Origin of the sequence: Microbacterium xanthum (genome assembly GCF_034531355.1) — a bacterium.
Lineage (GTDB): Bacteria > Actinomycetota > Actinomycetes > Actinomycetales > Microbacteriaceae > Microbacterium > Microbacterium xanthum.
This window is the reverse complement of sequence record NZ_JAWHUE010000004.1, coordinates 19,621-32,049: the sequence shown is the minus strand read 5'-3', so window position 1 is coordinate 32,049 and position 12,429 is coordinate 19,621. Positions and strand designations below refer to the sequence as shown.

Annotated in this window: 13 protein-coding genes; 3 read left to right on the top strand and 10 right to left on the bottom strand. The window is 70.4% G+C overall.

Annotation, left to right across the window (positions count from 1 at the left end):
• Nucleotides 1-41: 41 nt before the first annotated feature.
• Genes dnaG through dusB form a run of 3 tightly spaced genes read right to left on the bottom strand, consistent with a single transcriptional unit; the run spans nucleotide 42 to nucleotide 4,409 of the window.
• Nucleotides 42-1,892, bottom strand: a complete 1,851-nt coding sequence (gene dnaG, locus RZO50_RS12465) for a DNA primase (protein WP_322600063.1) — start codon at nucleotides 1,890-1,892, stop codon at nucleotides 42-44.
• A complete protein-coding gene (locus tag RZO50_RS12460; RefSeq protein WP_322600439.1) occupies nucleotides 1,892-3,235 on the bottom strand; it encodes a deoxyguanosinetriphosphate triphosphohydrolase in 1,344 nt (447 codons plus the stop codon). Before RZO50_RS12460 ends, dnaG begins: the two co-directional genes overlap by 1 nt.
• A gap of 10 nt (nucleotides 3,236-3,245) precedes the next feature.
• The gene (gene dusB / locus RZO50_RS12455) at nucleotides 3,246-4,409 is read right to left on the bottom strand and encodes a tRNA dihydrouridine synthase DusB (protein WP_322600062.1); all 1,164 of its coding nucleotides are present in this window, start codon (nucleotides 4,407-4,409) and stop codon (nucleotides 3,246-3,248) included.
• A 57-nt stretch (nucleotides 4,410-4,466) separates the two neighbouring features.
• On the opposite strand from dusB, the gene RZO50_RS12450 reads away from it, so the two are divergent.
• Nucleotides 4,467-4,964 (top strand): glutathione peroxidase, encoded by a 498-nt coding sequence (locus RZO50_RS12450; RefSeq protein ID WP_322600061.1) that lies wholly within the window; start codon nucleotides 4,467-4,469, stop codon nucleotides 4,962-4,964.
• Between the two features lie 4 nt (nucleotides 4,965-4,968).
• On the opposite strand, the gene RZO50_RS12445 is transcribed toward RZO50_RS12450, so the two are convergent.
• Genes RZO50_RS12445 through RZO50_RS12430 form a run of 4 tightly spaced genes read right to left on the bottom strand, consistent with a single transcriptional unit; the run spans nucleotide 4,969 to nucleotide 8,657 of the window.
• A complete protein-coding gene (locus tag RZO50_RS12445; protein WP_322600060.1) occupies nucleotides 4,969-5,658 on the bottom strand; it encodes a DsbA family oxidoreductase in 690 nt (229 codons plus the stop codon).
• 56 nt (nucleotides 5,659-5,714) lie between these two features.
• Entirely contained in the window at nucleotides 5,715-6,524 is an 810-nt protein-coding gene (locus tag RZO50_RS12440) for an isoprenyl transferase (protein WP_322600059.1), read from the bottom strand.
• Entirely contained in the window at nucleotides 6,521-7,249 is a 729-nt protein-coding gene (gene recO, locus RZO50_RS12435) for a DNA repair protein RecO (RefSeq protein WP_322600058.1), read from the bottom strand. The genes RZO50_RS12440 and recO overlap by 4 nt, the downstream gene beginning before the upstream one ends.
• A 52-nt stretch (nucleotides 7,250-7,301) precedes the next feature.
• A complete protein-coding gene (locus RZO50_RS12430) occupies nucleotides 7,302-8,657 on the bottom strand; it encodes a hypothetical protein (RefSeq protein ID WP_322600057.1) in 1,356 nt (451 codons plus the stop codon).
• Between the two features lie 92 nt (nucleotides 8,658-8,749).
• Between RZO50_RS12430 and RZO50_RS12425 the strand changes: the two genes are divergently transcribed.
• Both RZO50_RS12425 and RZO50_RS12420 read left to right on the top strand, forming a co-directional pair.
• Nucleotides 8,750-9,985, top strand: coding sequence for a molybdopterin-dependent oxidoreductase (locus RZO50_RS12425; protein ID WP_322600056.1), 1,236 nt, complete (start codon nucleotides 8,750-8,752; stop codon nucleotides 9,983-9,985).
• Nucleotides 9,955-10,437, top strand: coding sequence for a hypothetical protein (locus RZO50_RS12420; protein ID WP_322600055.1), 483 nt, complete (start codon nucleotides 9,955-9,957; stop codon nucleotides 10,435-10,437). The genes RZO50_RS12425 and RZO50_RS12420 overlap by 31 nt, the downstream gene beginning before the upstream one ends.
• On the opposite strand, the gene RZO50_RS12415 is transcribed toward RZO50_RS12420, so the two are convergent.
• The 3 genes from RZO50_RS12415 to RZO50_RS12405 are packed head-to-tail and all read right to left on the bottom strand — an operon-like array spanning nucleotide 10,335 to nucleotide 12,371.
• Entirely contained in the window at nucleotides 10,335-11,084 is a 750-nt protein-coding gene (locus tag RZO50_RS12415) for a methyltransferase domain-containing protein (RefSeq protein WP_322600054.1), read from the bottom strand. The genes RZO50_RS12420 and RZO50_RS12415 overlap by 103 nt on opposite strands.
• Nucleotides 11,074-11,715 (bottom strand): TIGR04282 family arsenosugar biosynthesis glycosyltransferase, encoded by a 642-nt coding sequence (locus tag RZO50_RS12410; protein ID WP_322600053.1) that lies wholly within the window; start codon nucleotides 11,713-11,715, stop codon nucleotides 11,074-11,076. Before RZO50_RS12410 ends, RZO50_RS12415 begins: the two co-directional genes overlap by 11 nt.
• The gene (locus RZO50_RS12405; RefSeq protein WP_322600052.1) at nucleotides 11,712-12,371 is read right to left on the bottom strand and encodes a glycosyltransferase family 2 protein; all 660 of its coding nucleotides are present in this window, start codon (nucleotides 12,369-12,371) and stop codon (nucleotides 11,712-11,714) included. Before RZO50_RS12405 ends, RZO50_RS12410 begins: the two co-directional genes overlap by 4 nt.
• Nucleotides 12,372-12,429 lie beyond the last annotated feature (58 nt).

The window sequence follows — 12,429 nt, the reverse complement described above, 5'->3', positions numbered from 1 at the left end:
ACATCCTGCCCTCTCGCCCGGGCGATGACCAATGCGGCCGGTCAATCCTCCGCGTCGATCCGCTGGCGCTCGACATCGAGCTCGCGCAGCCGGAGCCGGATCCGTCGGCCCTGCTCGCTGTCGGCCGGAACCCTTTGAATGGCCCCCAGCAACTCGGCCTTCTCGGTCTGCAGACCCCGCCGCACCAGACGGCGCGCGAGATCCGCCGTCGAGGCCTCGGCGATCTCGACCGTGGACGCGGGGAAGGGCATCGTCAGCAGCTCCGAGGCGAGAGAACGGTACGGCTCCCGGACGCCGTCGATGGCCTCCACCGCCCACCCTGGACGCTCCAGGTCGGGCGCCTGCGCGATGACCTGACGGACCGCCTCCAGAGCGGGGGTCCGGAATGGCTGGTCGACGGCACGTCGACGCAGATCCGGGTCGAGCCGGTGACCGAACTGCAGGAAACCCATGAGGGCGTCGCGTTCGAGCGCGGCCTCCGGCGTGCGCGGGAGCTGTGCCACCGTGGCACGTTGCACCGGCGCCGCCTCCGGGGCCGCCGGCGCGACCGTCATACGGCGACGATCATCCGGTTCGCGTCGCCCGGCGCGCTCGACCTCGCGTCTCACGTCTTCGGTGTCCAGGCCGAGCCGTCGCGCGAGCACCCGGACGTACTCGGGTTGGATGAGTGCATCTCGAAGATCGGCGACCACCGGCGCGGCGGCGCGCAGGGCGCCGATACGGCCCTCGACGGATGCCAGGTCGAAAGATGCGATGCGCTGGTCGAGGACGAACTCGACCATCGGCGACTTGGATTCGATGAGCCCGCGCACCGCACCGTCGCCGCGCTGCAGACGCAGATCGCAGGGGTCGAGCCCCTCGGGGCCCGTGGCGACGTAGGTCTGCGCATTGAACCGTTTGGCATCGGCGAACGCCCGCAGCGCGGCCTTCTGCCCGGCCGCATCGGGATCGAAGGTGAAGACGACTTCACCCGCCTGGGAGTCATCGCCCATGACGCGACGCAGGACGGAGATGTGGTCGGCCCCGAACGCCGTACCGCACGTCGCGACCGCTGTGGTGACACCGGCCAGATGGCAGGCCATGACGTCCGTGTACCCCTCGACCACCACGACCCGGTGCCCACGCGAGATGTCCCGTTTGGCCAGATCGAGGCCGTAGAGGACCTGCGCCTTGCGGTACACCGGCGTCTCCGGGGTGTTGAGATACTTCGGGCCGTTGTCGTCGTCGAACAGGCGGCGCGCACCGAAGCCGATCGTCTGTCCGGTCACGTCGCGGATAGGCCACACCAGGCGCCCGCGGAAACGGTCGTAGACGCCCCGCTGCCCCTGGGAGACGAGACCGGCCGCGAGCAGCTCCTCCCGACGGAACCCGCGCGCGGAGAGAGCGTCGAGCATGCCGGACCACCCGCGCGGCGCATAACCGACACCGAAGTGGGCCGCGGCGCCGGCGTCGAAACCCCGCTCCCCCAGGAATCGGCGCGCGGTCTCGGCGTCGCGAGAGGCGAGCTGGGATCGAAAGAAGTCCGCGGCGGCGGCATTGGCCTCGTACAGCCGGGCTCGTCCGCTGGTCTGCGGTGCCGCACCGCCGTCCTCGTAGTGCAGTGCGTACCCGATGCGTCCCGCCAGGCGCTCGACCGCCTCGGTGAAACTGAGATGATCCATGCGGCGCAGGAAGGTGTACACATCGCCCGACTCCCCACAGCCGAAGCAGTGGTAGAACCCGACCTGCGGGCGCACATTGAAACTGGGACTGCGCTCGTCGTGGAAAGGACACAGCCCCTTCATCGAACCGACGCCAGCCGGCTTGAGGGCGACACGCTCGCCGATGATGTCGGCGATGTCCGTGCGCGCCTTGACCTCGTCGACGTCGGCCTGCCGGATGCGTCCCGCCATCAGGCCCCGATCTCGTCGCGCGCGCGCACCGGTCCCGACGGGCGCGGCTCGCTGTAGCGCGGCGCCCACACCCCGAGAGACGCCGCGTCGACGTCCCCCACGAGCCGGCCGTGCCAGGCGATGGCCACCTGGTCGGTGAGACTCGCGACCTGATCGACCACCGCGCGCCGCCGGGCCTCGTCATCCGGCGCGGCGTCGAAATCGTCCGCGTACTGCGCGTCGAGCTCCGCCGGCGCCTCCCAGAGGGCCGTGGCGAGCCGCTTGAGCACGCGGCGCTGCTCCCGGTACAGCTCTTTGCGGCCGTCGATCGAGACCACGGTCGCGCCGATGATGCCCTTGAGCACCGCCATCTCGGCCTCGATGACCCGTGGCACGACCACGTGCGCGCGGTAGCGGGTGAGCACCGGCCCGCCGTACGCGTCGCGCGTGGCGGTCGTCGCGGCGCGCGCGAACCGCCCGATCAGGTCCGATGTGAGGTTCTTCAGACGAGCCAGGTCGGCCCGGCGCGCACCGAACTCGTCGATCCACTCCGGCAGGCGCATGAGTCGATACAGCGCGTCGGCCAACTCGTCGCGCGTGAAGTCGTACCCGACCCAAGACTGGATCGCGGTGAGCAGCGCGTCGTGTTCGGCCGCGTCCGACAGTCGACGCGGGTCGAGATAACCATTGACGACCGCGTCCTCGAAGTCGTGCACCGAGTACGCGATGTCATCGGACAGGTCCATGACCTCCGCCTCGATGCAACGCACCCGGCCGGGTGCGCCGGATCGCATCCAGTGGAACACCGGTTCGTCGTCGGGGTAGACCCCGAACTTCAATCGGCCGCCGGGATCCGGCAACGGGTGCTCGGCCGTCCACGGATACTTGCAGGTCGCGTCGAGGCTCGCGCGGGTCAGGTTCAACCCGTGACTGACTCCGTCCGCACCGAGCACCTTGGGTTCGAGGCGGGTGAGGATGCGGAGCGTCTGGGCGTTCCCCTCGAACCCGCCGATGCCCTCGGCCCAGTCGTTCAGGGCGCGCTCCCCGTTGTGACCGAACGGCGGATGCCCCAGGTCGTGGCTGAGGCAGGCGGTGTCGACCACATCCGGCGACAATCGCAAGGCGGTCGCCAGTTCGCGGCCGACCTGCGCGACCTCGAGCGAATGCGTGAGCCGGTTCCGCGCGAAATCGGCGGGTGATGCGGGGCTGAGCACCTGAGTCTTCGCCGCCAGCCGGCGCAGCGCGGCCGAGTGCAAAACACGCGCCCGGTCACGCGCGAAGCCGTCGCGTTGCGAGCGGTGCTCTTCCCCGTAGAAGCGGGCAGCGTCGTCGTCGTCGTAGCCGGCGGGGCGCTCGGAGCGCATCGCGTCCTGGTCAACCGCCACTGTGATCCGATTCCGCTTCGGCCATCGCGGTGGACGCATCGGCGGCGAGGTCACGCGAGTCCAGCCACCCGTCGGGCAGCGCGGGGCGTTTGGGGCTCCCGGCACGACCGCGCTGCCCCTCGGCAGCAGCGCCCGGGTAGGGCGCGTCGAGGTCGAGCTCGGCGATCAGGTCGTCGATCTCCGCGAGGCTCGAAACGGTGGCCAGCCGCGCACGCAGGTCACCGCCGACGGGGTATCCCTTGAAGTACCACGCGACGTGCTTGCGGATGTCGCGGCATCCGCGGCCTTCATCATCGAAGAACTCCACGAGCAGCTCGGCGTGACGACGAAACGCCCGCGCGACGAAGGCGAGGGTCGCGTCCACCGGCGGCGCCGCCGCGTCCGGGGATCCGAGCGTCCTCGCCAAGTCCCCGAACAGCCAGGGTCGGCCGAGGCACCCTCGGCCGACCACGACGCCGTCGCAACCGGTCTCGGCCATCATGCGCGCAGCGTCCTCGGCCGACCAGATGTCTCCGTTGCCCAGCACCGGCACGTCGGTGATCGCCTCTTTCAGCGCGGCGATGGCCGACCAGTCCGCGGTGCCGGAATAGAACTCCGACGCAGTGCGTGCGTGCAGCGCGACGGCCGCGACCCCGGCATCCTCAGCCATCCGACCGGCGTCGAGATAGGTGAGATGGTCGGCATCGATCCCCTTGCGCATCTTCACCGTGAGGGGCACGTGCTCGGCCGCGCGCGCCGCACGGGTGACGATGTCGCGGAACAGGCCGGTCTTCCAGGGCAGCGCGGCCCCACCGCCCTTGCGGGTGACCTTGGGAACCGGGCAGCCGAAGTTGAGGTCGATGTGATCGGCTCGATCCTCGTCCACGAGCAGACGAACGGCGCTCTCGACCGTTGCCGGGTCCACCCCGTACAACTGGATCGAGCGCGGCGTCTCGGATTCGTGATGGGTGATCAACCGCATCGTGGTCGCGTTGCGCTCGACGAGGGCACGGGACGTGATCATCTCGCTGACGTAGAGGCCCGCGCCGTACTCACGGCACAGGCGCCGGAAGGCGGTGTTGGTGATGCCGGCCATCGGAGCGAGCACGACCGGCGCATCGAGGGTGATCGGCCCGATGCGCAAGGCCTCGGGTGCGGCGACGGCGGTATTCATCCCGACCATTCTCCCAGACTCGCGCCGCCTGCGCCGCGCCGGCCATACCCTGGGGATATGACCGATCTCTCGTCCGTCCGCGACATCCCCTTCGCCACCGCCGATGGCGGCGAGGCGACCCTGGCGTCGTACGGCGACGGAGTGGCCCTCGTGGTCAACGTCGCCTCCAAGTGCGGTCTGACTCCGCAATACGAGCAGCTCGAGCAGCTTCAGCGGACCTACGGCGAGCGGGGGCTGACCGTCGTGGGGTTCCCCTGCAATCAGTTCTTCGGCCAGGAACCGGGTTCGGTCGAGGAGATCCTCGACTACTGCGCCACGACGTGGGGCGTCAGCTTCCCCGTCAACGACAAGATCAAGGTCAACGGGCGCGGTACGGCCCCGCTGTACCAGGCCCTGAAGACGACGCAGGATGCGAACGGCAAGGCCGGCGCCGTGAAGTGGAACTTCGAGAAATTCGTCATCACTCCGACCGGCGAGGTGCACCGGTTCCGGCCGACGACCACGCCGGACGACCCTCAGATCATCGCGGTGATCGAGCAGAGCCTTCCCCGCTGAGCGGTCATGCCGACCGGGGCTCCGGCTCCGCCGGTTCGTCGTCGACGCGCTCGCGCCAGACCTGATCGAGGATCTGTGAGAAGGCCTCGGGAGGCTGGGCCCCACTGACCCCGTACGCACCGTCAATCACGAAGAACGGCACCCCACTGATCCCGTACGCGGCCGCCTGCGCCTGATCGGCGCGGACGGACTCGAGGTGCGTCTCCTGCTCGAGGGCGGCTCGCACGTCGTCGGCATCGAAGCCGATCTCGACCGCCAGCGAGACCAGCTCATCGTCGCGGCCCAGGTGCCGCCCCTCCGTGAAATACGCGGCCATGAGACGTTCGGACATCTCGTGCTGGCGTCCGCGCTCTTTCGCGTAATGGAGGAGCTGGTGAGCCTTGACCGTGTTGGTGTGGTGCAGCAGGTCGAACCGGTACTCGAGACCCGCGTCGGCGGCCACGCCGGTCACGCGTTCGAGCATCTGCTGCGCCGTGGCGGCATCCACGCCCTTGTGCGCGGCCAGGTAATCGGCCTCTCCCCCCTCGAAATCGACCGGTGTGTCGGGTGCGAGTTCGAACGAGCGGTAGGTCACGCGGACCTCGGGCGCATCCGCGCCTCGCGACGCGATGCCCCTCTCGAGATTGCGCTTGCCGATGTAGCACCAGGGGCAGGCGATGTCCGACCAGACCTCGATCGCGATGGCATCTGTCATGCCGTTGACAACATCCTTCGCCGTCCCGGTATTCCCCGGGAGCGATATCGCGCCGGTCAGCGGGGGTGGTCGGGCGAGTCGACGGCGCCGCCGAAGCGTCGATCACGCCCGAGGTAGGTGTCGATCGCACGCCACAGGTCCGTGCGACCGAAGTCCGGCCACAGCGTGTCGAGAAAGACGAACTCGGCGTACGCACTCTCCCAGAGCAGGAAGTTCGACGTCCGCTGCTCGCCGCTGGATCGGACGAACAGGTCGACATCCGGCATCTCCGGCTGGTAGAGCCGCTTGGCGATGAGCTTCTCCGAGACCGCTCCGGGGCGGATCCGGCCGGCGGCCACGTCGTCGGCGATCGAGCGCACCGCATCCACGAGCTCGACACGCCCGCCGTAATTGACGCACATCGTCAAGGTGAGGACATCGTTCCCGGCGGTGAGACGTTCGGCGTACTGCAGTTCCTTGATCACCGACGACCACAGCCGCGGCTTGCGCCCGGCCCACCGCACCCGCACGCCCCACTCGTTGAGCTGATCGCGGCGCCGGTGCAGCACGTCGCGGTTGAACCCCATCAGGAACCGCACCTCGTCGGGTGACCGCGACCAGTTCTCCGTGGAGAACGCGTACACGGAGAGGTGCCGCACACCGGCCTGGATCGCTCCCGCGACCACGTCCAGCAGCGCCGCCTCGCCCGCCTTGTGTCCCTCGACCCGGGTCAGGCCCTGTCGATTGGCCCAACGACCGTTGCCGTCCATGACGATCGCCACATGAGCGGGAACCGCCCCCGCGGGGTAGTCCGGTGGATACTCCCCCGTCCAATCGACGGGGCGGTAGGGCACGGCATCGCGGTGCGTGTAGGGCTTCGGGCTCACGAGCGGCTTTCGACGTGGGACAGGGAACGGATACCGCGCTCGAGGTGCCATTGGGCATACGCCGCGATGAGCCCCGAGGCGGCCGCCGTGGCGGCGTCGGGCGCGGCGTCGACGACGGTCCATTCGCCGCGGATGAGCGCACCGAGGTGCGCGACGGCATCGGGGGCGACCCGCGCGGCGCCGGCGGGCGCGCAGTCGGGACACACCATGCCGCCCGACTGCGCGACGAACGATGAGTGCGGTCCGGGCGATCCGCACCGTGCGCACTCATCGAGGCCGGGCGCCCACCCCGACAGCGCCATCGCTCGCAGCAGGTAGGAGTCGAGGATGTGGCGCGCGGAATGCTCGCCGCGGGACAGGGCGCGAAGACCTCCGACCAACAGCAGGTACTGCTGCGGGGTGGCCTCCGCTTCGTTCAGCCGGTCCGCCGCCTCGACCATCGCGCTGGCCGCGGTGTAGCTGTCGTAGTCGACGACGATGTCGGCGCCATACGCGCCCAGCGATTCGGCCTGCTGCACGATGTCGAGGGATCGCCCGCGGTAGAGCTGCACATCGGCCACCATGAACGGCTCGAGGCGCGAACCGAACCGCGACGAGGTGCGTCGCACACCTTTCGCCACCGCTCTCACTTTGCCGTGCCGTCGGCTGAGCAGCGTGACGATGCGGTCCGCCTCCCCCAGTTTGTGGGTGCGCAGGACCACGACGTCGTCGCGATAGGTGGGCACCCCTCGATTATCCCGCGATCGCGGTGGAAGTCGGCCGGACGTGCCGTTGCGGTCACCAGACCGTGTACAGCAGGTGCTGGACGAGGAGTGCCCACGCCAGTTGGGCCGCCAGGATCCGACGGCGCCACGGGCGGGGCACGAAGGCGAACGCGAGGGTCAGCCACGGCACGAACGGCAACCAGATCCGCTCGACCTCCGCCTTGCTCATCCCGGACAGATCCGCCAAGAGGACCATCAGCAAGCCGGCCGCGATCAGCCACAGTGCGACACGCTCACCGCGAGCCCGCACCGAGACCCCCGCCGCGCCCAGCGCTCCGCCGAGCAGGGGCCCGGCACAGATCGCGAGGGCCGCCAGATTCCCCCACACCCAGTACGAGTACGGCCGCTCGGAGGCGATACCGTCGGCGTACCGTTCGGCCAACACCGGATACGCCTCCCACAGGGCGAATCCACCGGCTGCGAAGACCGCCACGACCGCGGATGCGGTCAGAGCCGCCACCGGGAGCGGCGACCATCGACCGCCGGCGGCGAGGACGGCGACGGCGACGACACCGAGCAGCAGCATCCCGTACGACATCATCACCGTCGATCCCAGGATCACGCCGGCAAGTGCCGCCCAGCCGACCGTCGAGACGACACCGCGCCCGCGCGTGGCCGCGGCGAGCGCGGCGATGCCCCATGCACCGGCCGTGGCGATCACCGCGTCGGCGGATACGGCGAGGAAGACCGCAGCGGGGGTGAACACCAGGAAGGGTGCCGCGCGCCGCGCGAGCGGCTCGGCACCGAGCAGGCGCACGGTGCTCAGCACGGCCGCCGGAAGCGTCGAAGCGATCAGTGTCACGACGAGACCGGCGATGAGATCCGCGCCGAGTCCGACACGGACCAGAGCGACGAAGAACAGCAACATCCCCGGCGGGTGGCCCGCGACGTGGGTGACCCAGTTGTCTTCCGCGGCGAACGGGATACGGGAGATGTAGGTCGACAGGAGGACACCGATGTCATCGACCTCGCGCGCTGTCCGCAGGTACTCGTACGGGTTCCCCAGGACGCGTGAAAGACCCGTCGGGCCATCGACGAGGGCCAGGGCGAGCATCCACGATGCCGCCGCGGCGACCGACGACGTCAGCAGGCCGCCCCAGGGCAATGACTCCGCGAGCGTGTCGGCGTATCGCCACGCGAGCACGGCGACCAGGACCGCGGCGACCGTGGCGACCCCCACGTGCGGAACCCACAGTCCGTGCAGCGGGGCGACGGCGCGATCGTCGGCCGAGCGGGCGGCCCGCGTGGCGACATCCCACCTCGTGACCACCGGTACCACCACGGCGAGAGCGATGAGCAGCAGTGCCGCGCCCGTGCCGATGAGGGTCGCGCGGCGGCCCGCACGGGCGGGGGCGGTGTCGACGGACATACTCCGAGACTATGCACGCCCACTCCGCGTGGCTGCGCTGTCGTCTCCGATTCGTAAGGCGCATCCGTCGCGAGACGTGCTTGTCTGAAGTCATGTCCGGACTCACCGCGGCCGCGTCGGCCCGTCTCGAGCGCGTCGTCGACGCGGCCCGACGCGGGGCATCGACACCGCCGCGTCGGACGCGGACCACTGTGGTCTTCGGCCGGGTCCTCGGAGTGCTCGTGATCGTGTGCTTCCTCACGGGCCTCTACAGCCACATCCTCCAGAACCCCATCGGGTGGGTGCCGTTGTTCCCCCGGCCGGTGTGGCTGTATCAGGTCACTCAGGGCACACACGTCCTGGCAGGGCTGGTGATGATCCCGGTGCTGCTGGCGAAGCTGTGGGCGGTGTACCCGCGCCTGTTCGCCTGGCCGCCGGTGACCGGTCCGGTGTCGTTGCTCGAACGGGCCTCGATCGCCGTCCTCGTCGGCGCGTCACTGGTCGAGGTCGCGATCGGCGTGATGAACATCGCGCAGTGGTACGCGTTCGACTTCTCCTTCCGGCGGGTCCATTTCGTCCTGGCGTGGGTCATCGTGGGGGCGGTCCTGCTCCACATCGCGGTCAAGCTGCCCACGATCATCGGCTTCTGGCACGCGCGACCCGCCGACCCGGAGGCGACTGACCGCCCCCCTGCCCCCACGTGGCCGGAGCAGCCCGCGCCCGATCCCGACCAGCGTCCGTCCGAGACGGAGGTCGTGTCCCGTCGCGGTGCGATGATCGCCGTGGCCGCCTCGGCCGGCGCGATCTTCCTCGGTACCGCGGGGCAGACCATCGCACCGCTCGCGCCGCTCGCGGTCCTCTCCCCGCGACGACCCGGCATCGGCCCACAGGGCCTTCCGGTGAACCGCACCGCGACCGAAGCCGGTGCCGACCGAAGCGCGTTGGATCCGACCTGGTCACTCCGCATCGCGGGCGCGACCTCCACCATCGCCCTGTCACGTCGCGAGCTCCAGGCCCTGCCGCAGACCACCGCCGACCTTCCGATCGCCTGCGTCGAGGGGTGGAGTCAGACCGCGACCTGGACCGGCGTCCCACTCCGCGATCTGCTCGATCTGGCGGGCGGCTCCACCGGAGCGGGCGTACGCATCACGAGCCTGCAGGTACGCGGCGCGTTCTCCCGCACCGCGATGCCGCAGGTCTACGTCGACGATCCCCTGACTCTCGTCGCGCTGAAGCTGGGCGGCGAGGACCTCGACATCGACCACGGATTCCCGGCGCGCATCATCGCGCCGGGGCGCCCCGGGGTAATGCAGACCAAATGGCTCAGCACGATCGAGGCGCCGCGGTGACCGCCGGCACGTGGTCGCGCGTCGACACGACCCGCGTTCTCCTCGGCACAACGGGCGTCGCGGTGCTCGGCTACGCGGCTTTCCTCGGCGTGGTCACCGTCGCACCCGCGCAATATCCCGCCGTCGTGTGGTGGCTGGTGGCCGCGATCGTGCTGCACGACGGTGTCCTCGCTCCCCTGGTCATCGCTTTCGGGGCCCTCGGGCGCCGCACCACTGCGCGGATCGGGAGGCGTGCGGCCGCGGTTGCCCGCGCCGCCCTGGTGACCGCTGCCTGCTGCTCGCTCGTGCTGATCCCGGGCCTGGTCGTCCGTGCGACCGGTGCGCGCAACCCCACCATCCACGCGGTCGATTACCCGCTCGTTCTCGTGGGCCTGTGGTCGGCGGCGTTGGCCGTCGCGGTCAGCGCCGTGCTGATCGGTCGTGGAGCGACGGCGACCGCGCGGACGAAGTGACGCGCGCCGCTGCGCACGTGCGTGGCGTCGGCGAGGCCAGCCGCCGTCGCCGCCGCCATGAGAACGCGCCAGCCCGCGCGCGCCCACGGGAAGGCGGCGCTCTCGGCGCCCGCCGCATCCACCACGGTGAACAGCGACTGCTCGTCGAGGTCTGGGTCGGCGGCGCCCTCGGCGATGAGGACTCCGCCGGGGGCGAGCAGATCCCGACACCGTTCGAGAAGACGGCGCGGGTCGCCTCCGATCCCGACGTTCCCATCCATCAACAGGACGGTCCGCCACCGCCCCTCGAGGGGGAGCCGATCGAAGATCGATCGCTCGAGGGCCGGCGTCCCGTCGGCACGAGCGCGTCGCACCGCAGCCGCCGAGACATCGATGCCCATCGCCGCGGAGGCTCGCTGCGCGGCCGCCCTGACCATGCGGCCGGGGCCGCAGCCCACGTCCAGCAAGGGACCGTCGCATCCGCCCAGCACCGCGAGGTCGTCACCGTCTGCGGGCGCGCTGAGCGCGACGAAATCCCACTCCTCCGCGATCGCGCCGGAGCTCACGCGGCGAAGGCGCAGAACACCGTCGCTCCCGCCGTCGAGCATTCGGGCGTACGGGTCTTCCCCACCCGCCGCGAACCGTGCCGCGGGGATCTCAGCCCGCACGGCGCGTGTCCGTTCGCTGCATGTCGCGCCACACCGCGGCGAATCGCCCGTGAGGGGCGAGGGCGGCGACGTGGCGGACGTCCTCGACGTGGTCGACGTCGCGTACCGTCGCGAGATCGGCCACCCGCTGCCCGCCCGCCGCGAGGCGAGCGCGCTGCTCGCGGCCCGTGCTCGGCGCCGACATGCGGACACCCCGGATCATCGATCCGTCCGGTTCCCTCATCGCCAGCGCCCAGAATCCTCCATCGAGGGCCGGCCCGAACCAGGCGTCGACCGATCCCGGCCACGCTGTCGCGGGACCGGTGAGGTCGGCCGGCGTCAGCTGCGGGGTGTCCATGCCGATCAGCAGCAGGGGCCCCTCGATCACGTCGAAGAGATGGCCGAGTCGCTCGTCCAGCCCGCCATCGGGCTGCGCCAGGACGTCGAAATCCCCCGCATCGGTCGGTGCGTCACCGGCGAAGAAGAGAACCCGTCGTGCGGCAGGAATGCTCCGGACGAGATCGAGCGTGTCGTCCAGGCTCGCCTGAGCGAGCCGCGCCGCCTCCTCCGGTCGCAGCGGCGGTGTCAATCTCGTCTTCACCCGACCGGGGAGACACTGCTTGGCGACGACGGCGATCGTGAGGGCTGTCATGACAACTCCCGGAGGACGCGGGACATGTCCGAGACGGCCGTCGCCGTACCGCGAACCGTGCCGGTGACCTTCGACACACCCACCCGCGGTCGATAGGCAACCCCGATCTCGTCGATCCGCCACCCCGCCGCGGCCGCCCGCAGAACGGTCTCGAGCGGATATCCGCTGCGCCGATCGGCGATGCCCAGCTCGAGAAGGGGCCCGCGGCGTGCCGCGCGCATCGGCCCCAGATCGCTCAGCCTCACGTTCGCCGCCGCCGAGATCCGACGGGCCAGGTATCGGTTGGCCAGACGCGCGTGCCACGGCCATGCGCCGCGACCGTCGACGACCCGGCGCCCGAGCATCATGTCCACTCTCCCGTCCGCGACCGGATCGACCACGAGGGGCAGCTGAGCGAGATCGAACGACGCATCGGCGTCGGCGAAGGCCACCACGGGCGCCTCAGCGGCGAGCAACCCCGCATGGACGGCGGCGCCGTAGCCGCGACGCGACTCGTGCACCACGAGCGCTCCCGCGGCGGCCGCGACCTCTGCCGAACCGTCGGTGGATCCGTTGTCCACGACGATCGCGCGATAACCGTCCGGCACCCCACCCAGGACCCGCGCGAGCGCCTCCGCCTCGTTGAGGCACGGGAGCACGACATCCACCGGTGGCATGCTCCGACGCTAACCCCTGCGGTGGCCGGATGGGCCGTCGAGAGCCATTACGAAACGC

Bases quoted from the DNA above. Each gene is read 5' to 3' on its own strand.
- dnaG (WP_322600063.1), bottom strand. From the start codon at position 1,892: ATGGCGGGACGCATCCGGCAGGCCGACGTCGACGAGGTCAAGGCGCGC.
- RZO50_RS12460 (WP_322600439.1), bottom strand. From the start codon at position 3,235: ATGCGCTCCGAGCGCCCCGCCGGCTACGACGACGACGACGCTGCCCGC.
- dusB (WP_322600062.1), bottom strand. From the start codon at position 4,409: ATGAATACCGCCGTCGCCGCACCCGAGGCCTTGCGCATCGGGCCGATC.
- RZO50_RS12450 (WP_322600061.1), top strand. From the start codon at position 4,467: ATGACCGATCTCTCGTCCGTCCGCGACATCCCCTTCGCCACCGCCGAT.
- RZO50_RS12445 (WP_322600060.1), bottom strand. From the start codon at position 5,658: ATGACAGATGCCATCGCGATCGAGGTCTGGTCGGACATCGCCTGCCCC.
- RZO50_RS12430 (WP_322600057.1), bottom strand. From the start codon at position 8,657: ATGTCCGTCGACACCGCCCCCGCCCGTGCGGGCCGCCGCGCGACCCTC.
- RZO50_RS12425 (WP_322600056.1), top strand. From the start codon at position 8,750: ATGTCCGGACTCACCGCGGCCGCGTCGGCCCGTCTCGAGCGCGTCGTC.
- RZO50_RS12420 (WP_322600055.1), top strand. From the start codon at position 9,955: ATGGCTCAGCACGATCGAGGCGCCGCGGTGACCGCCGGCACGTGGTCG.
- RZO50_RS12410 (WP_322600053.1), bottom strand. From the start codon at position 11,715: ATGACAGCCCTCACGATCGCCGTCGTCGCCAAGCAGTGTCTCCCCGGT.
- RZO50_RS12405 (WP_322600052.1), bottom strand. From the start codon at position 12,371: ATGCCACCGGTGGATGTCGTGCTCCCGTGCCTCAACGAGGCGGAGGCG.